Annotated in this window: 18 protein-coding genes and 1 pseudogene; 11 read left to right on the top strand and 8 right to left on the bottom strand. The window is 57.6% G+C overall.

The window, feature by feature from the left end; genetic code table 11:
* Positions 1-98 precede the first annotated feature (98 nt).
* The 3 genes and pseudogenes from U1140_RS09950 to U1140_RS09940 form a co-directional block, all read right to left on the bottom strand.
* Positions 99-662 (bottom strand): annotated as a pseudogene (locus U1140_RS09950) (dTDP-4-dehydrorhamnose 3,5-epimerase family protein); the annotation flags it as partial.
* Positions 663-719: 57 nt separating this feature from the next.
* Positions 720-1,706, bottom strand: coding sequence for a dTDP-glucose 4,6-dehydratase (gene rfbB, locus U1140_RS09945; RefSeq protein ID WP_369847560.1), 987 nt, complete (start codon positions 1,704-1,706; stop codon positions 720-722).
* 158 nt (positions 1,707-1,864) lie between these two features.
* Positions 1,865-2,989: an alpha/beta hydrolase gene (locus tag U1140_RS09940; RefSeq protein ID WP_369847558.1), complete on the bottom strand. Its 1,125-nt coding sequence runs from the start codon at positions 2,987-2,989 to the stop codon at positions 1,865-1,867.
* A 515-nt stretch (positions 2,990-3,504) separates the two neighbouring features.
* Here U1140_RS09940 and lpdA point away from each other — a divergent pair.
* From lpdA to U1140_RS09895, 9 genes are all read left to right on the top strand, one after another.
* Positions 3,505-4,920, top strand: coding sequence for a dihydrolipoyl dehydrogenase (gene lpdA, locus U1140_RS09935; protein WP_369847557.1), 1,416 nt, complete (start codon positions 3,505-3,507; stop codon positions 4,918-4,920).
* 480 nt (positions 4,921-5,400) lie between these two features.
* Entirely contained in the window at positions 5,401-6,156 is a 756-nt protein-coding gene (locus tag U1140_RS09930) for a succinate dehydrogenase cytochrome b subunit (RefSeq protein WP_369847556.1), read from the top strand.
* Positions 6,157-6,218: 62 nt separating this feature from the next.
* Positions 6,219-8,228 (top strand): fumarate reductase/succinate dehydrogenase flavoprotein subunit, encoded by a 2,010-nt coding sequence (locus tag U1140_RS09925; RefSeq protein ID WP_369847555.1) that lies wholly within the window; start codon positions 6,219-6,221, stop codon positions 8,226-8,228.
* Positions 8,228-8,977 (top strand): succinate dehydrogenase/fumarate reductase iron-sulfur subunit, encoded by a 750-nt coding sequence (locus tag U1140_RS09920; RefSeq protein WP_369847553.1) that lies wholly within the window; start codon positions 8,228-8,230, stop codon positions 8,975-8,977. The genes U1140_RS09925 and U1140_RS09920 overlap by 1 nt, the downstream gene beginning before the upstream one ends.
* A gap of 102 nt (positions 8,978-9,079) precedes the next feature.
* Positions 9,080-9,448, top strand: a complete 369-nt coding sequence (locus tag U1140_RS09915) for a hypothetical protein (RefSeq protein ID WP_369847551.1) — start codon at positions 9,080-9,082, stop codon at positions 9,446-9,448.
* A gap of 194 nt (positions 9,449-9,642) precedes the next feature.
* Positions 9,643-10,920 (top strand): DUF445 domain-containing protein, encoded by a 1,278-nt coding sequence (locus U1140_RS09910; RefSeq protein ID WP_369847562.1) that lies wholly within the window; start codon positions 9,643-9,645, stop codon positions 10,918-10,920.
* Between the two features lie 112 nt (positions 10,921-11,032).
* The gene (locus U1140_RS09905; protein ID WP_369847550.1) at positions 11,033-11,470 is read left to right on the top strand and encodes a hypothetical protein; all 438 of its coding nucleotides are present in this window, start codon (positions 11,033-11,035) and stop codon (positions 11,468-11,470) included.
* A 26-nt stretch (positions 11,471-11,496) separates the two neighbouring features.
* Positions 11,497-11,886, top strand: a complete 390-nt coding sequence (locus U1140_RS09900) for a DUF2516 family protein (protein WP_369847548.1) — start codon at positions 11,497-11,499, stop codon at positions 11,884-11,886.
* Between the two features lie 3 nt (positions 11,887-11,889).
* Positions 11,890-12,834 carry a hypothetical protein gene (locus U1140_RS09895; RefSeq protein WP_369847547.1) on the top strand — a complete coding sequence of 315 codons (945 nt, stop codon included), beginning with the start codon at positions 11,890-11,892 and terminating at the stop codon, positions 12,832-12,834.
* On the opposite strand, the gene U1140_RS09890 is transcribed toward U1140_RS09895, so the two are convergent.
* Both U1140_RS09890 and U1140_RS09885 read right to left on the bottom strand, forming a co-directional pair.
* Entirely contained in the window at positions 12,831-13,733 is a 903-nt protein-coding gene (locus U1140_RS09890; protein ID WP_369847545.1) for an LmeA family phospholipid-binding protein, read from the bottom strand. The genes U1140_RS09895 and U1140_RS09890 overlap by 4 nt on opposite strands.
* A gap of 29 nt (positions 13,734-13,762) precedes the next feature.
* Entirely contained in the window at positions 13,763-14,254 is a 492-nt protein-coding gene (locus U1140_RS09885; protein WP_369847544.1) for a DUF2505 domain-containing protein, read from the bottom strand.
* A gap of 26 nt (positions 14,255-14,280) precedes the next feature.
* Here U1140_RS09885 and U1140_RS09880 point away from each other — a divergent pair, with 26 nt between their 5' ends.
* A complete protein-coding gene (locus U1140_RS09880; protein WP_369847543.1) occupies positions 14,281-15,480 on the top strand; it encodes a UDP-N-acetylmuramate dehydrogenase in 1,200 nt (399 codons plus the stop codon).
* A gap of 12 nt (positions 15,481-15,492) precedes the next feature.
* Here U1140_RS09880 and U1140_RS09875 read toward each other — a convergent pair whose 3' ends face one another.
* Positions 15,493-15,960, bottom strand: a complete 468-nt coding sequence (locus tag U1140_RS09875; protein ID WP_369847541.1) for a hypothetical protein — start codon at positions 15,958-15,960, stop codon at positions 15,493-15,495.
* Between the two features lie 42 nt (positions 15,961-16,002).
* Positions 16,003-17,235, bottom strand: coding sequence for an alpha/beta hydrolase (locus U1140_RS09870; RefSeq protein ID WP_369847539.1), 1,233 nt, complete (start codon positions 17,233-17,235; stop codon positions 16,003-16,005).
* Between the two features lie 182 nt (positions 17,236-17,417).
* On the opposite strand from U1140_RS09870, the gene U1140_RS09865 reads away from it, so the two are divergent.
* Positions 17,418-17,861 (top strand): hypothetical protein, encoded by a 444-nt coding sequence (locus U1140_RS09865; RefSeq protein WP_369847538.1) that lies wholly within the window; start codon positions 17,418-17,420, stop codon positions 17,859-17,861.
* A gap of 98 nt (positions 17,862-17,959) precedes the next feature.
* Here the strand turns inward: U1140_RS09865 and U1140_RS09860 are convergent, their stop codons facing one another.
* A complete protein-coding gene (locus U1140_RS09860; RefSeq protein WP_369847536.1) occupies positions 17,960-18,964 on the bottom strand; it encodes a polysaccharide deacetylase family protein in 1,005 nt (334 codons plus the stop codon).
* Positions 18,965-18,982: the final 18 nt, after the last annotated feature.

Here is an 18,982-nt window from a genome sequence, read left to right as displayed (position 1 = left end):
GGCCAGCTCGGCACCGCACTGCGCGCCGCTTACCGTGGCCAAGAGCACGTGGAATTTTGCTCACGAGAAGAATTCGACATCACCAATCCCCCGGCGCGCAGTGCGGTGCCGAGCTGGCCGTTGGCGCCGGTGACCAGGATTTTCCGCGGCGGCATCGGGGTTGCTTGTGCGAGCGGGGGATGGTTTTTGTCTTTGTCGGAGATTTCGGTAGGTGCGAGTGGCCACTCGATCATGTCGAGGTTGACGTTGGTGTATTCCGCATCCGGTGAGTAGTGATCGTTGACCAGGTAGGTATAAGCGGTGGCGTCTGTCAGTGCTTGGAATCCATTAGCGACGCCACGCGGCACAAATACCGCGGTATCCGGCTCGATGCGTTGGGTGACCGTCACACCAAAGGTTGGCGACCCCGCGCGCAAGTCGCACCACGCACCAAAGACGGCTCCGGTGGCGACCGAAACGAACTTATCCCAGGGCTCTGCGTGTAGCCCGCGGGTGACCCCGGCCTTTTCGTTAAAAGAAATGTTGTTTTGCACCGGCCCGAAATCGGGCACACCGGCGGCGACAAACATCTCACGCTGCCAGTTTTCTTTAAACCAGCCGCGTGAATCCTGGTGTAGCTGCAGGTCGATTACCAGCAGGCCGTCGATATCTGTGGTGTGCACGTGGGGGCGAGCTTGGTCCGTTGTTGGCTGCTTTCCTGTCTCGTCACTGGTCACTGTCTATTGCCCTCGCTTTGCATAGTTCGTTTCCACTGCGTCTTTGGCACCGCGCCACCAGTCGGCATGCTTGCGATACCAGTTGATGGTGCGTTCCAGTCCGGCACGGAGATCGGTAAATTCTGGCTGCCATCCCAGCTCTTCGGTGAGCTTCGTCGGATCAATGGCATAGCGTTGGTCGTGGCCCGGCCGATCAGCGACGTGCTCAAACCCCTCGGCACCCATGAGCTCACAGATCAATTCAATAACTGAGAGATTGCTGGCTTCGCCGTGCGCGCCGATATTGTAGGTTTCCCCAATCCGGCCGCGTTCTAGGATTGCGTGTACTGCCCGGTTGTGGTCGTCGACATGAATCCAATCTCGCACCTGCGCCCCGGTGCCATACAACTTCGGTGTGCGCCCGGAAAGAATATTCGTGATTTGGCGCGGGATGAACTTCTCGACGTGCTGAAAAGCTCCGTAGTTATTTGAGCAATTCGAAATAGTCGCGCGCACCCCAAATGAACGTACCCACGCACGCACCAGGTGATCCGAGCTGGCTTTGCTCGCTGAATACGGGCTGGATGGGCGGTAGGCGGTGGTCTCGCTAAATTGCTCAGCGCCATCGAGCGGCAGATCGCCAAAAACTTCGTCGGTGGAGATGTGGTGGAAACGCTTGTCGTGTTTGCGCACCGCTTCTAACAGGCAAAAGGTGCCGACGATGTTGGTAGTGATGAATGGCGAAGGATCTCGCAGGGAGTTATCGTTGTGCGATTCCGCGGCAAAATGCACCACGGTATCCGCGCGGTGGACAAGCTTGTCGACGAGTTCAGCATCCGCGATATCGCCGACGATGAGTTCACACTCGGTGCCGTGTAGGTTGGCTCGGTTGCCGGAATAGGTCAGCTTATCCAGCACAATAACGTCGATATCTGGGTATAGCTTGCGGGTCAGATGCACGAAATTCGCGCCGATAAAGCCGGCGCCGCCGGTGACAAGCATGGTGGACATGACACCAGTTTAGGCGACTAATCACCGAGCAGACCGAGCCGGTGGCAGCTGCCCGGTGGAAGCTAATAGGGCAAAGTTAAAGCCCGGCGGGAAGATTTCCCACCGGGCTTTATTATTCGGTTTTATTCTGATCTCGAATTAGACCGAATGATGAAGATTTACTCGGCAATCCCGAAGGCGCGTGCAAAAGTTGGCCACGAGGTGCGCAGGTCATCCTGCCAGTAGGACCACGTGTGGGTACCGGTCGCTGGACGGTGGTGATCGACTGGGATGCCCAGGTGGTTCAGCTTGGCGACGAGACGGTGCGTGCAAGCGTTGGTGACTGCTTCGATGCCGCCACCTGCGATAGCCAAGTTAGCTTGGTTAGCGGACAAAGCTTGTTCTGGGATGCCTTGTTCGCGCAAACCTTGCAGCGTCTCGCGCTCGCCAATCAAGCCGGTGGCATTAGAGACATAGAGGGCGGTGCCGCGCAGGAATTCAGCTTGCAAGAGTGCATCGTTTTCCAGGGCGCGCTTCGAACCCATCGGACCCCAGATCTGATCAGGGTGGGCATCGGCACGGTTAACGGTCAGGCCTACTGCGGCGCGGCCCATTGGGGAATTGGTTTCGGCACAACCGGAGAAAGAACCGGCGGCGTCGTAGAGGCCTGGGTTGTGGGCGGCCAGCAGCAACGAGCTAGTAGCCGACATCGACATACCAGCAATGCCGCGCTTGCCGTTCGCACCCAGGTGCTTTTCGATTGGTTCTGGCAGTTCGTTGATCAAGAAGGTTTCCCACTTCTGTGGGCCCTTGAGGTATTTGCTGTTAGCTGGAGTCTCGTTCCAGTCTGTGTAGTAGGAGAACGCTCCGCGCATTGGGATGACGACGTTGATGTTTTTTTCCAGGTAGAAATCAACCGCATCAGTTTGTGCGATCCAGTTCGCGGACTGCTCACCGCCACCGGCACCGTTGAGCAGGTACAGGGTTGGGCGTGGGCCAGCGGATTGGTCAGCCTTGATGGTGACAACGGGGATCTTCCGGTCCATGGATGGCGAGTACACGGTGACTTCCTGCACGCGATCGCCTTTTTCTTCCACGATGCTGCGCCAAGACGAATCTTCGAATTCTTCTGGCTGGATTTCTTCACTGACCGTGCCGACTGGAATTGTGTTTTCTGGGGCAGGCTGCGCGACGACATCGTGGGCAATACCAGTGTTCGCGTTGACCTGGGCGATTCCGGCTGCAGGGGTAAGCGCCAGCGTGCTCACAGCAGCGGCGGCAACGAAGACGTTGCGAAGTTTCATGCGTGGTCCTTACACAGTGTGAAGATTAAGACGTCGTGAAAATTCAGGAGGAACAGAAGCTTCCGGCGTCGAAACGTAAAACTTGATAACAGTTGGATAGTAGCTTAGCGCATACACCTTGGCCATACCCATAATTCGTTGGCATGTTTTAGGTGTATTTGCCCGTTGCTAGTGCAGTCGTTCCTTAAGCAATTTTTGTTACACGTGTGAAATATCTTGCAGATGTGGTGTGGTTGGCATAGGCTCAATGATGCTTAAATTCCACGTTCACTTCCCTAATTGAAAGAGTTTTCTATGCAGCTCGACAACTTGATCGCAATGTCCAACAACTTCTTTGGCCCAGGGATCCATGAATTCTTCGCTAGCTTTTCCAAGCTGAGCGCTATTCTCAACCTGCTTTAAAGATTCCGCGTCCGAAGTCTTAGCGCCCGCAGAAAATTTTCCCGAGCTGATCCCCGGGAATACTTCTCGCGGGTGCTTTCACATGTCTGTGGCGATTACGTATGCTGGGTACCGTGACTAAAGAACATTATGATCTCGTTGTACTCGGCGCCGGACCAGGCGGATACGTTGCCGCCATCCGCGCTGCCCAGCTAGGCAAAAAAGTTGCCGTCGTCGAAAAGCAGTATTGGGGCGGCGTTTGCCTCAATGTTGGCTGTATTCCGTCGAAGGCACTGCTGAAAAATGCTGAGGTTGCCCACACGTTCAATCATGAAGCCAAAGACTTTGGCATCTCTGGTGATGTTTCCTTCGATTACCCAACTGCGCACAAGCGATCGCGCAAGGTTTCCAAGAAAATCGTTGGCGGCATCCATTACCTGATGAAGAAGAATAAGATCCAGGAAATCAACGGCCTGGGGCACTTCAAAGATGCTAAAACCATCGAGGTGAAGGAAGGCGACGACGAAGGCAAGACGCTGACTTTCGATGACTGCATCATCGCAACCGGTTCCGTCGTCAAGACCCTGCCTGGCATCGAGCTTGGTGGCAATATCGTTTCCTACGAAGAGCAAATTCTCGACGAAAACGCACCAGATTCGATGGTGATCGTTGGTGCCGGTGCAATCGGTATGGAGTTTGCTTATGTTCTGGCGAACTATGGCGTTGATGTCACCGTCGTCGAGTTCATGGACCGCGTTCTGCCAAATGAAGATGCTGACGTCTCCAAGGAGATCGCGAAGCAGTACAAGAAGCTTGGCGTGAAACTGCTGACGAGCTACAAGACGACTTCGGTGAAAGACAATGGCGACAACGTCACTGTTGAAGTCGAGTCGAAGGACGGCAAGACCCAGGACACGTTGACTGTCGATCGTTGCCTGGTTGCTGTGGGCTTCGCTCCACGCGTCGAAGGCTTTGGTCTGGAAAACACTGGTGTGGAACTGACTGAGCGCGGTGCGATTGCTATCGACGAGCGCATGCGCACCAACGTTGATGGCATCTACGCCATCGGCGATGTCACCGCGAAACTGCAGCTGGCTCACGTGGCAGAAGCTCAAGGTGTTGTAGCCGCAGAAACGATCGCTGGCGCAGAAACCCAGGAATTGGGTGACTACCAGATGATGCCGCGCGCTACCTTCTGTAACCCGCAGGTTGCTTCCTTTGGATACACCGAAGAAGCCGCCAAGGAGAAATGGCCAGATCGCGACATCAAGGTCGCTACCTTCCCATTCTCTGCGAACGGTAAGGCGTTGGGTCTGAACGAATCCGCTGGCTTTACCAAGCTGGTTGCCGATGGTGAATTTGGCGAACTCTTGGGCGCTCACCTGGTGGGTTCCAACGTTTCCGAGCTGCTGCCGCAGCTGACCTTGGCGCAGCGTTTCGACCTGACCGCAGGCGAAATTTCGCGCAATATTCACACCCACCCAACCTTGTCCGAAGGTATGAAGGAAGTCGCCCACGGCGTTGCCGATGGGCACATGATCAACCTCTAACAATCGAGGTCGGTCGACAAACCTAGGTCCACGGCCGCTCTACCGCTTGACGACGGTGGAGCGGCCGTTTCTGTGTCTTTAAGGAAGCCGCAGATCGCCCTGCCGGGTTGAGCCTCGGCGGTGGCGAATTTTAGATCTAAATGGTGTGTTTCGGGGTGGGAATTAGGCATGCTGCAATCTCGTGTGGCGCGAGGGAATTCTGATACTGATCGAAAGTTTGACACAGTATGGGTGAACGTTGCCGAGCTGAAAATTCACTGTGTGCAAATTCACAAAAATCGTAAAAAAGTGACGTATCGCGAATGAAGATGCCCTAAGGTTCGTGGCAGTAGCGATATCGGGAATTTTCTTTAAGCCTAGCCTTGCATAAAGCACCCCCGTAAAACTAAGACTATCGCGCCAAAAACGCACCCAGTGCACTGTTTTAGTTCGCGTCAACACCCCCGATCGCCGTATGGTTATAGCGACAATGGAGGTGCCATGACAATAAAGAATCCTGATCGTGAGGCAATCGCCCACGGAAAAATTTCGAATGAAAAAATTCGCGAATCGCCATCAGTTCCAACTTGGGCAATCAAGCTGATTATGGCGGTTACCGGTCTGCTGTTCGTGCTGTTCACACTCGGACACATGGCCGGAAACCTGAAGCTATACGCCCCAGCGCACGATGGCGTACCAGCCTTGGATGAATACGGTGAGTTCTTGCGCAGCATGGGTTCGCCATTGCTGCCAGAACACGCATTCCTGTGGGGATTCCGTATCGTTCTGCTTGCAGCACTGATTCTGCACGTCTGGGGAGCATTCGTGCTGATCAGCCGCGCAAAGCAGTCTCGCGGTAAGTTCAACCGCACCAACCTGATGGGTGGCGTCGATTCCTTCGCCACCCGCACCATGCTGGTGACCGGACTGTTTATCCTGCTGTTCGTCTGCTTCCACTTGCTGGATCTGACCTTGGGCGTTGCGCCGGCAGCTACCGATCAATTCGTCCACGGTGAAGTACACGCCAACATGCTTGCCACCTTTAGCCGTTGGCCAGTCACCCTCTTCTACGTGGTGGCCATGGTGCTGCTGTTCCTGCACATGTCCCACGGCATTCGCTTGGCTGTGTCGGACCTGGGTATCACCGGCCGCAAGTGGCGTCAAACCCTCGTCGTGATTGCTTATGTCATCCCAGCTGTGGTTGTCATTGGCAACATCGTTATGCCCGTGTCCGTCCTGTTTGGTTGGGTGAGCTAGAGCGTCGCTAAGAGCTGACACAGTTCGCTGACAACGTTCTAGCCTGATCGGAAAGTAAGATTATGAGCAACACAGAAACTTCGACTCGTAAAGAGTTCCGCCAGCCAGACTCTATCGTCGATGGAGTCACCCCAGGCGACATTCTGGAAAACGCGGAACCAAAGGGCGTTCCAATGCGGGATATGTGGAATTACCACAAAGACCACATGAACCTGGTCTCCCCGCTGAACCGCCGTAAGTTCACCGTCCTTATCGTTGGTACTGGTTTGTCGGGTGGTGCTGCAGCGGCAGCCCTCGGTGAGCTGGGCTATGACGTAAAGGTATTCTCCTATCACGATTCACCGCGTCGTGCGCACTCCATTGCTGCACAGGGTGGTGTGAACTCGGCCCGCGGTAAGAAGGTCGACAACGACTCGGCTTACCGTCACGTCAAAGACACCGTTAAGGGCGGCGACTACCGCTGCCGCGAGTCTGACTGCTGGCGCCTTGCGCTGGAGTCTGGCCGCGTTATCGATCACATGAACGCCATCGGTGCACCATTCGCTCGTGAATACGGCGGTACCTTGGCTACCCGTTCCTTCGGTGGTGTGCAGGTCTCCCGTACCTACTACACCCGTGGACAAACCGGTCAGCAGCTGCAGCTGTCGACCACCTCGGCTCTGTACCGCCAGATTGGCCTGGGCAATGTCGAAATGTTCGCCCACCATGACATGCAGGACATCATCGTTCGCGAGATCGATGGCGTCAAGCACTGCGACGGAATCGTTACCCGCAACCTCATCGACGGTGAGATCAAGGCCTTCACTGGTCACGCGACCGTCATCGCTACTGGTGGTTACGGCAACGTCTACCACATGTCGACTCTGGCGAAGAACTCGAACGCTGGCGCCATGATGCGTGCTTACGAGCGCGGCGCATACCTGGCATCCCCGGCCTACATTCAGTTCCACCCGACCGGTCTGCCGGTGAACTCCACCTGGCAGTCGAAGACCACGCTGATGTCGGAGTCGCTGCGAAACGACGGCCGTATTTGGTCGCCAAAGAAGGAAGGCGACGATCGCGACCCGAACTCCATCCCGGAGGACGAGCGCGACTACTTCCTGGAGCGTCGCTACCCAGCGTTCGGTAACTTGGTTCCACGTGACGTTGCCTCCCGTGCACTGTCGCAGCAGATCAACGCTGGTCTGGGTGTTGGTCCGATGCAGAACTCTTGCTACCTGGACTTCCGCGATGCGATCGAGCGCCTGGGTAAAGAAACCGTGCGTTCGCGCTACTCGAACTTGTTCCAGATGTACGAAGAGTCCATTGGTGAAGACCCATACGAGACTCCGATGCGTATTGCACCGACCTGTCACTTCACCATGGGTGGTCTGTGGACCGACTTCAACGAGATGACCTCCATCGACGGCTTGTTCGCTGCCGGTGAGGCTTCTTGGACCTACCACGGTGCTAACCGACTGGGCGCTAACTCGCTGCTTTCGGCATCGGTCGATGGTTGGTTCACCCTGCCGTTCACCATTCCGAACTACCTGGCTAACCACCTTGGCGAAGAAAAGCTGTCCGCAGATTCCGCCGAGGCACAGGAAGTCGTTGAAGAGGTGAAAGATCGCTTGAACCGTCTGATGGACATTGAAGGCGATGACCCACACGGTGCTGAGCACTACCACCGCCAGTTGGGCGAGATCCTGTACTGGGGCTGTGGTGTGTCTCGTAACGTCGAAGACCTGAAGACTTCCATCGAGAAGATCCGCGAGATTCGTCGTGACTTCTGGGCAAACGTTCGCGTTACTGGCCAGCTGCACGACATGAACCAGGATCTGGAATACGCACAGCGCGTTGCCGACTACATCGACCTCGGTGAGCTGATGTGCGTCGATGCACTTGACCGTGACGAGTCGGCCGGTGCGCACTACCGCGACGATCACCTTTCCGAAGACGGCGAGGCGGAGCGTGACGACGAAAATTGGTGCTTCGTTTCGGCATGGCAGCCAAACGGCCCGGAGAAATTCATCCGCCACGCTGATCCTCTGTACTTCGACTCGATCCCGCTGATGACAAGGAACTACAAGTAATGAAATTGACACTTGAAGTCTGGCGTCAGGCCGGACCTACGCAAGAAGGCAGCTTCGAGACCGTTCAGGTCGACGACGCCGTCGAGCAGATGTCCATCCTGGAACTGTTGGACCACGTCAACACCGGACGTATCGAAAACAACAAAGAACCATTCGCTTTTGCCTCCGACTGCCGTGAAGGCATCTGCGGTACCTGTGGTTTGCTGATCAACGGACGCCCACACGGCCCAGGCCAGAACACCCCGGCGTGCCAGCAGCGTCTATTCCAGTTCAACGATGGCGACACCCTGCGTTTGGAGCCACTGCGCTCCGCTGCATTCCCCGTCATCAAGGACATGGTCGTTGACCGTTCCGCCCTGGACGACATCATGCACCAAGGTGGTTACGTCTCCATGGACGCGGGTACCGCACCGGATGCTGACACCCTGCTGCAGAACTCGCAGGATAACGAGTTCGCACTCGACCACGCGGCCTGCATCGGCTGTGGCGCCTGTGTGGCAGCCTGCCCGAACGGCGCAGCACACTTGTTCACCGGTGCGAAGCTGGTGCACTTGTCGATGTCGCCGCTCGGTGCCAAAGAACGCGGCAAGCGTGCTCGCAACATGGTTGACGAACTTGAGCAGAACTTCGGTGGTTGCTCGTTGTACGGTGAGTGCGCCGATGTTTGCCCAGCAGGCATCCCGCTGACTGCGGTTTCGGCAGTCACTCGCGAGCGCGCCCGCGCGGCATTCCGCTCGAAGGACGACTAATCTCTCGGGGCGGTACATAGCCCGCCCCGACACCACTTTTGCTGGCAATGAATCTAGACTAGAGTTGTCACTAGTGATACAGAAGAAAGGCTTTGGCACCTAATGAGCACCAACGAACAAGTAGCGGACTTCGCTGCGGAGACCTACCCAAGCTATTCGCAGGAACTGCACGACAGCTACATTGAGGGCTACAACCCAGTCTCGCTGGCAGCTCCGCACTCGTCGTTGCTGCGTACCTCTACGTGGGCTGGAATGGGTCTGCTGTTGTGCTTCTTCCCGTTCGCCGGCACCCTGATCTGGGGTATCGGTACTGGCATTTGGGGAACCGGCACTGCTACTAACTATTCTAATTTGCTCACCATCATTGGTGCCATCGGCGTTGTCGTCACCCTGGTTGGTGCTTTTGGCAGCATTCACTACGGGCGTCGCCACTACCGCAATTACGTAAAAGAAACGGGACGCACCTCCTAGCACCACCTTTTCTGCCAGCCTGGCCCCGCACCTGCTTAGATGCCCACCGCGTCTAGGCGGGGCGGGGCTTTTCGCAGCTTTACTCCGAAGCTGCCACCCTCGTCTCTCGAGATCTGGAGATCATTAACCACATGAGTACCCCGCAACACCGCGCCCGCCCGAGCGAGAGCACTACACGCCCGAGCGCTAACACTATGCCAGGGTTTGGTTCTGGGCCGACAGATGCACAACGTGCAGCGGAATTACGCAAACACAAAATCTTCGTCACCGGTTTGTTGGTACTGGCGGCAGCCATATTCTTGGCCTGTTCCTGGTGGCAAAGCCAACCCGGTTCCACCCCGGCGTGGGTAGGATACGTCCGCGCCGCAGCAGAAGCCGGCATGGTCGGTGGCCTTGCGGACTGGTTCGCGGTCACAGCGTTGTTCCGGCACCCCATGGGGTTGCCGATCCCGCACACAGCCCTGATTCGCAGGAAAAAAGACCAGATGGGCGATTCGCTATCCCAGTTCGTCGGCGATAACTTCCTGAATGCAGAGCTCATTACTTCAAAGGTGCGCGAGGCCCAGCTGCCGGAATGGCTGGGGAAGTGGCTGAGTGAGGGTGAGAATGCAGAAAAGGTCTCCCGTGAGGCTGGAAAACTCACCACCAATATTGTGCGTGCGGTCGATGCGGAGGAAGCAGAGCAACTGATCCAAACGCACCTGATCGATAAAGCAACCGAACCAATTTGGGGCCCGCCATTGGGTCGCACGCTCGATTCTCTGATCGATGAGGGCAAGCTTGAACCAGCGGTTGATGAGGTCGTGACCTGGGCGAAAAACAAGATCGACGAGTCGGAAGATTCCATCGTCACCCTGATCAACGATCGCATGCCGACGTGGGCGCCGCGTTTTGCTCGCCAGTTGGTGGGCGAAAAAGTTTTCCGCGAAATGGCGTCGTTTATCCGCGAGGTAGAAGCTGACCGCCAGCATCCCGCGCGGAAATCCATCCGGAAGGGTCTACGGCAGTTGGCGTATGACCTGCAATTTGATGGCACCATGATTAGCCGAGTCGAAGATTGGAAGGCTGATTTGCAAGGCTCCCGTGCGGTACGCGCACTGCCTGCACTGCTGTGGGAGAAAGGCTCGTCGGGCTTGATTGCTGCCGCCGAAGACCCAGATTCCACCTTGCGACGCAAAATCGTCGAACTGTGTGTTCGTTGGGGTGAAAATATCCAATCTGATGCCGAGTTGCGCACGTCATTGGATCGTCGCATCAACTCTGCGGTGGAGTTTTTGGCGAATAACTATTCCTCGGAGGTCACCGGAATTATTTCTGAGACCATCGCGCGCTGGGATGCCGACGAGGCCAGCGAAAAGATTGAGCTCATGGTGGGCAAAGACCTGCAGTTTATCCGTTTGAATGGCACGGTGGTTGGTGCGCTTGCGGGGCTAGTTATCTACACTGTCAATCAACTACTTTTTGGTGCCTAAATCGGTCGCAGCACTTATCCTGACGGAACAAAGACGACGCACCGTTGGAACGCCGTTGGAATACCGTTGGAACACAGACGGAACACAGACGAAGCAATGATGGAGCATAGCGATGACTGATAAACGTCAACGATTTTCTACTAGCGAGATTGTCGAGTCACTGAAAGAAACAGGTTCGCGGGTTCGTTCCGTGGCAAGCGAATTCACCGGAAACGCCGCCGAGAACTACCGGGCCCGGGGCACCGCTGAGAGCGTAAAGAATGCCGCCCGGCAAACCGCGCGTGACTTCCGCGGCATCGGAAGTGTCGAAGATGCCAAGGACACAGGGGCGAAGTTGTGGAAACGAGGCAAGCACCTGGGCCGCGAGTTGAGTTCTGGTCTGAGTGATGCCGTCGGCAAGACCCGCAACAGTGCGGCCACACGTACAGGCAGCAAAGGTGGATCCGGTGAGCACGCGGGTACGACGAATGACGGGCGGCCACGTATCATTGAGGGCGAAGTTATTGACGTTGATGGGCAGAAAGTCAACGGCCAGAGCTCATCAGACTGATCATTCCCGAGGAAAACCCAGAACCCATGATTGTTGACGTATTATCGCAAGCCAGCCTCGCCGCCGAGCACACCCAATATGTGGCACAGTTGCCGCCGAATCGCCCAACGTTGGAGCCGTGGCAGCAGAACCTGATTGACGGCGTGTTTTGGCTGCAGCAGGGCCTGTATTCATTGGTGGCCATCGCCGGCCTAGTGGGGGCGATTTCTGCGGCCATGACGCGTGACGACGCCTTCGACGCGGATTCCCGGCAGTCGAAAATGGTCTGGGTCGCGATGTTGGCTGGTTCGGCGTTTATCGTGCCGATGCCCATTCCGATTTTGCCGTGGGTCGGTATGGTGGTTATCGGTATCTACTGGTTTGATGTCCGGCCGTCGCTGAAGGCGCTCATTAACGGTGAGTATCGCTGGGATTAGTTGATGGAAGATAACTGGCTGCACCGGTTTTTGGCGTGGGACTTTCGTCCCGCGCATTTTTGTCTTAACGACGTGCGCGCTGGGGTGCCTGCCGCGATCGCCGCTGGTATCGGCGCGATTGTGGTCAGCCCGAATCACGTGGCGACGGCTGCGAAAGCACTGGATAAATATATTCGGCACAACCACGCTGGCCCGGATACTAACACTGACCCGGGGAACCACGCTGGACCGGGGATCAAGGCTGGTGTGGATGCCAACGACGGCGCCGGGGACACCGATGAATCCACGGTGCTGACCATCATCGCGGCGGTGGGGTTTCCAACTGGCCGGCATCATATCTTGGTAAAAGCATCGGAGGCCAGGCTAGCGATTTCCCAAGGCGCGCACCGAATATGGGCGTGCGTTGATACCAGTACCGCTGATGCTAACGCCGCACTCAGTGACATGATTAGTTTGCGGGAGGCTGTACCGTATCCAGCTCACTTAGGGGTCGTGGTTCCGGATTATGCCGGATTGCAACCCAGTGGCTCTGAGCCGCATTCCGACGCGCGTGCTAGTGCCCAGCGGTGCAGCGAATTAGTCTCTACCTGTGAGTTCGCGAAGGTGGACCAGTTGGTGGTCATGCCCCCGGAATATTCTTCTGCTCCTGCAGCCACGAACATGCCTGCAGTCACGGGGCTGCTAGCAGCCGCGCAACAATTGCCCGATCGGATCCCCACGGTCCTCGACGCGGGGGCAGGCAGGGCAGCAATCACAGAGCAGAATGGTTGCCAGCAATCTGCATCACTGCCGGTATCTTCGCTGGCGGAATGGTTAGTGGCTGAATCCGCGGATTTGGCGGCAAACAAAAAGGCCTTAGAAAAGGGCCCAGAAAAAACAGAAACCGCCAAGCAAATCTTGGCGGTAGTGCCGGTGGACTCGGAAGACCTACGAGGCGTCAGCTCCTAAGTGTTTCGGACTGGCGCGTCGGAGTTACTGCCGGAAGGGCTGCCAGTTTTTGCACCAGAACCAGCATCAGCACCAGTACCAGCACCAGCGCCTGTTTCACCCGTGCCCGGTTCTGCGTTGAGCTCTTTGCTCATGTGCGAAGGGTTCACATTGTGGCCTTCCATCGTGATCAACAAACCGCTGTCGTTGAATTCGATCGCGGTGATGTCCAGCTGCCCACCAGTGGCCTCGCGAAGGTTCTGATTCAAAGAGTTTGCGATACCGTCGGCAGCGCCGTCCGGGAGCGAGAAGCCCAGTAGTTTCGCTTCGGAAGCCTCGAAAGCGACGTTGCCGGCTTCGTCGACAAGCGGGCGCAAAGACAGATTTGCCGCGCCGGATAAGAATTTGATGCTGATCGTTTGCGCTTCTTTGTCCGTGGTGATGTCCGAGACGACCAGATCACCCAAAAAACCCGCGCCGCCGAGTTGCCCGCGCAGCTCCTCTTGGATGGTGTGGGTGAGGAAGTCATCGGGAAGCTCGGAGCGGGTGCGCAAAAACTCCGCCTCGCCAGACTGCAGAGACATTGCCTCCATATGCACGTGCGAGGCTGGCATACCCTTGTAGTTGCCCTCGGGATCCTGCTGCAGCGTCGACGGGGTATCGATATTAACCTCGGTGAGTTTGCCGCCTACCAGACCGAACAGCACCGGACTGGAACCGAAAGAAACCTCGGGATCTTTGGTCATCTCGATGCCCTGCGCCTCGATATCTTCGCGGAAACTAGAGCGCAGCTGCTGGCCAATGAAATAACGCGCGGCGAATTCCGCCAACAACACCAGAACTAATACCGCGACTAAGACGGCGACGATGACTTTCCAGGCGGTTGCGGCGGATGATTTCGCTTGAGAGCTAGATGGCATAGGCACAGTCTAGCGTGAGTTAGCGTGGCTTAGAGGTTTTCGTTAATCCACTTTTCGGTCAGTTCGCCTTCGTTGCTGAACAGTTCGTCCAGGGCCTCGCCGACCTTCGGTTCGATAGCAGCGCCCATCATCGGGATGTTGACGGAGACATCGTTGGTGTAGCTCAAGGTAGTGGTTTCACCCTGTCCTGCCAGGTTGATGGCGCCCTTGAAATCCACCGGGGTGCCCTTGACGTCGGCGTTGTAGGAAAGCTCGGCTTTGTCGCCGGCCAGCTCGCCGATCTTGACGGTGCGCTTGACCTTCAGCGACTGCGACACCATCGCGCGTACGGCCTCCGGCAGGATGGTGACTGGCAGCAGCTCGAACAAGGTGGCCTCGTTGTTCGCGAACTGGTTGAGCTCACCTGGTTCTGGGGAGAGGTTTTCGGCGATGAATGCCCAGTACTTCTCGTTGGTCAGCGCCTGGTGTACCTTTTCGGCGGGTTGGTTGATCGTTACTGTGTTTTCGCTACGGGTAGACATGCCCTACAGACTACCCTGTGAAAGTGATGAATGATTTTAAGACGCAAGCAAATAAGGCCCTAGAAAATCCGGAATTACGCACGCTTGTCGACGACGGCTCGCTCCTCCACGTCGATGGCGTCGAGTTTGCGGAACTCACGACGTTCCACCTGGGTGGTGCGCCGCAGGCTGCGGTGCGCGTGACCACCAGCGAGGCCGCCGCTGCGGTGGTCCGCGTGTTGGATGCCGCCGGGCTGCCACTGTTGGTTGTCGGTGGCGGTTCCAATTTGCTGGTCACCGATGATGCCCTCGATGTGGTCGCGGTGATTATGGACGACGATCACTTGGAGATCGAGCCTTCCGCCGGCCTGCTGCGAGCAGGCGCCGGTGCGGTGTGGGATGAGGTGGTCGCCGCCAGTATCGAGGCCGGATTGGGCGGCCTGGAGTGCTTGTCGGGGATTCCGGGTTCAGCCGGTGCCACCCCAGTGCAAAACGTCGGCGCTTATGGTGCGGAGATCGCAGATGTGCTCACCCGCGTGCAGCTGTTGGATCGTGCGACGGGCACCGTCGAATGGGTGCCTGCCAGTGCGCTGGATTTGGCGTATCGCTATTCGAATTTGAAGTTCACCGCGCGCGGGGTGGTGCTGGCCGTGGAGTTTCAGCTGCACACCGATGGTCTTTCGGCGCCGCTGCGTTTCGGCCAGCTGGCGGGTGAGCCGGGACAGCGCCGCGATCCGGCTGCCGTGCGCGAGGAGGTGCTGGGCCTGCGTCGTTCCAAGGGGATGGTGCACGATCCGGCGGATCATGACACCTGGTCGGCGGGTTCGTTTTTCACCAACCCGGTGGTGCCGGAATCGCTTGCCGACGAGATCACCCAGATGGTCGCCGTCGAGTTGGGCTCGGACGAGGCCGCGGGCATGCCGCGGTTCCCGGTGGATGCAGGCAGCATGGCCACGGGCGGTTCTGGTGCCGCAGGGGTTGCCGGTGGGGCTGGAAATGGAGCCGCAGAAGCACTGGTGAAACTGTCGGCAGCGTGGTTGATCGACCGGGCTGGTTTTGCCAAAGGATTCCCGGGCGAGCACGCACCGGCGCGCTTGTCGACGAAGCACACGCTGGCACTGACCAATCGCGGAAATGCGAGTGCAGACGACGTCGTCAAGCTAGCCCGACAGGTGCGCGCCGGGGTACACGAGAAATTTCGGGTAGAACTAGAGCCCGAACCGCTGTGGATCGGGTTGGAAATCTAGCGCGGGTGCGGCTTAACGCGGGACGTCGATGGTGATGGTCTCGCCGCCGTAACCGTGTTCTTGGTCGTGGCCTTCGACGGTGATCTTGGCGACGCCCTCGGGGATGACGAAAGGACCACGCGAGCGAGTAAACGGCTGCTCGTTGGCGTGATCGTGGGCGAGTTCGTGTTCGGCTAGCACGTTGCCGTCTTCGTCGAGCACGCGCCAGCCGTCGGCGTAGCGATCTGGGGAATCGTACGGCGAGGAGACGGTGACGGCGATGTCGTATTCCGTGCCGTCGGGGCCGGAGAGCTCGGCAGATAGGATGTCGGGGTATTTCTGGTCGGCTGCTGCGTCGCCAGTAGCGGATTCAACTGCGCTCGAGGCCTGCTCGGTAGCGTTATCTGCCACCTCGTCGGCAGTCTCCTGCGCGTTGGAACACGCGGCCAGCGTGAGCGCGGACGTGGCGGCCAGAGTGGTAAAAGTGCGCGACAGTTTCATACCGCCCAAGTATATCGGCTTGCTAGACCGCCCTAGAGCGCCCTATTTATAGGTGTATTTGCCTTGTGTGACGCTGGCCCAGGCGACCGGAAGCTGTTGCTTGTAATAAGGCCAGTCGTGGATGCCGGTTGGCGCGTAGTCGAACTCGATGCCCTCGTGCAGCAAGTTATTTTCTTTTAGTGAGTGCTCCAGTTCCGCGGTGCACTGGTTGGTGAGTTTTTCCAGCGTGATGTTGCCGAAAAACGTCGGGACGCCTTCTGGGCGGGCGAGATCGATATCGTGCTGAGTGGCGTGGCCGTTGGCGGAATAGATATAGACCGGCATTTGGGCGATGCCTCGAGGGTCGGAAATGACGTCGTTACGCAGGCGCTCTGGGCTGGTGCCCGGGCCCCACATCAGATCCGGGTTGCCGCCCATGACGCGCGAGCCCAAGTTGAAATAGGCCCGGCCGGCGGTGCTGGTCGACGAATAGCAACCCGAGACCGAAAACGTGCCCGAATATAGCTGTGGGTACAAGTTGGCCAGGCGAATAGCAGCCGAGCCGCCCATGGACAGCCCGCCGATATAGCGCTCGCCGTTGAAGGCGATGTCGGTTTGTTGCTCCAGCACACCGGGTAATTCTTGGGTGAGGAAGGTCTCCCACTTCGCACGGCCCAGGTATGGGTCGGTCTCGTTCCAGTCGGTGTAGTTGGTGCCGCCGGCTTCGACCGGCATGATGGTGGTGACGTGCTCATTCGCCATGGTGCCCTGCACATCGCCCTTGCGCAGCCAGCCGGATTGGCGTGGGGCGGAAACACCGTCGAGAAGATACAGCATTGGTGCTGCCTTCTCGCGGTCTTTTGGATACTGCACCTGGACCTGCACGACGCGACGCATCGCCGGGGATTCTACGTAGAGGCGCTCGACGTCGAAACGCTCATCCGGCTCGCGGTTGATCAGACGCGGTTCGGCGAAATCCCGTTCGTTTTCGATCGGGTATGGCGTTGGCGAACCCCAGAGATTCCACATGGGCATGTGTCGCCAGGGGGTGTCGTTCTGGAAGAACTGGAGGACGTCGAGCACGTGGCCTTGCACCGCGGGGTCTTTGGACCAATCGGCCATCGGCTCCGACGAGCCGTCGAAGGCGATGCGGGAGCTGGTTTCGCTGGAACCCGGTTGCGCGTGGGCTTGTGGGGTAGCGACGGCGGACGAGACGGCGGCAGCCGCAGGCAGGCTGAGCGCGGCGGACAACGCGAGGGCACTTGCGCGGCGGAATAGTGTGCGGCGAGGCGACATAGGTGGGCTCCAGAAGGATCGGTCGAGGCAATAATTTCGTGGCGGCGTAGCGTGCTTGCCGACGAGTTCTGGAGACATCTTAAACGGGGTCGCCGAAAAATGTAGAATCCCAAAAACTTCCGCAAATTATTTGGGTACCCTGGGTTTACGTGACACTTTAATCCCTGAAGGCGGAATTCCTTATGACGAATCAACAATCTCGTCTACATTCACAAGTTTTTGGATACAACGCTGCTCGCTGGGTTTTGACCGCAGTGACAGTAGCGATCACCATCTGGTTTTTGCTCATGATGAGTTGGATGGCGTTTCCCATGGTCATCGTGGCGGCAATCGTCGTGTTGTTTCATATCGACACTCAGTTAGACCAGAAGCAGCAGACGCTAAAAATCAAAGTCCTGTGGGTCCCCGTAAAAACCTGCAACTTCGCAGATATCAAGGAAGCTGCAATTCCACAGGACCCTTTGCCATTGGAACGTAATACCTTCGGCGTGCACTTCGTCGGAGGTGCATTGTCCATGCACGCGGGCGCGGCGAACTTGGTGCTGGAGATGGCAGATGGCAAAACCTACCGCGTGACGGTGGACCGACCACAGCAGTTCGTGAAGCGGTTGAATAACGCAGCTTAACGACGGCGGCCACGGGCTAAGTTGTGCAGCCGTTTAGCCATGGCCGCTGCGTGCACTACCTTGCACTACTCCGTTGCACTACGCGACATACTCCGCAGTTAGCGGGTGCCGTAGACCCGGCCTGGTTCTGGGGCGCCGTGCAGGCGGTCCAAAGTCACTGGTTCTAGCCCTTTGGCGCGCAGCCCGTCGATGATGCAGGTGGTCGCATCCGCCGTGGTGTTGTGGATATCGTGCAGCAGCACCACCTCGCCACCGTCGGCTTGGTTGACCGAACGTTCGCAGACGGTCTGAGCATTGCGATCGCGCCAGTCAAAGACGATGACATCCCACAGTGCAACGCCCATGCCGTGCGCACGCGCTGCCTGCACGACGTGATCACTGTGCGCGCCATAAGGCGGGCGCAACCAGCGCGGGGTTGTTCCCGTTACAGATTGCACAGCTCGGGTGTTCTGCGTGATCTCGGCATTGACCCGTGCTGGGCTGCTCAGCGCGAAGTTCACGTGCGTCGTACCGTGGTTGCCGATGGTGTGGCCGGAGTTGACGATGCGACGCGCCGTATCCGGCAAGGCATGCACCATCGGGGTTTGCACGAAAAACGTTGCCTTCGCTTGTTTGGCGTCGAGAGTATCCAGGATCCGGTTGGTCGGCGGTTGCGGGCCGTCGTCGAAAGTTAAAGCCACGCAGTTCGAGCAATCACCAGATGGGGTGACAGGAGCTGGTGGTTGATAACCAGGCGCCAAGTTTGGTGGGGTCGGCTTACTGCGCGGTTGTGGAGTGGACGATAGCTGTTGGACCTCTTTGGGCAGCGTTGCGTAAAACGCGCGGTAGGCCTCATCGGTGGAGTTGTGGAAAAACTCGAGAATCTGCGAGCCCAGCTGGAAATGATCCCAGCGCGGCACAAGAGAGCTGGCGGGGAGGGCAGGTGCGGAAGAAGCAAGATTTACCACGGCGCCAGAGCGCGCCGAATCGCTGGAACCCGCAGGGTTAGCGTGTGCCTCGATCGGGGAAGAAAACAAGCTCGCAATGATGGTGAACGAGCCGAAAATTGCGGCAAGTTTTTTCACGTCTGAGGCCTTTCCAGAAATGATTTTTCCAAAGTACATCGGGTAAAAAGTTAGCCA

The sequence above is a fragment of the Corynebacterium drakensteinense genome (assembly GCF_041224285.1).
Classification (GTDB): Bacteria; Actinomycetota; Actinomycetes; order Mycobacteriales; family Mycobacteriaceae; genus Corynebacterium.
This window is presented reverse-complemented; position numbering and strand designations above follow the sequence as displayed.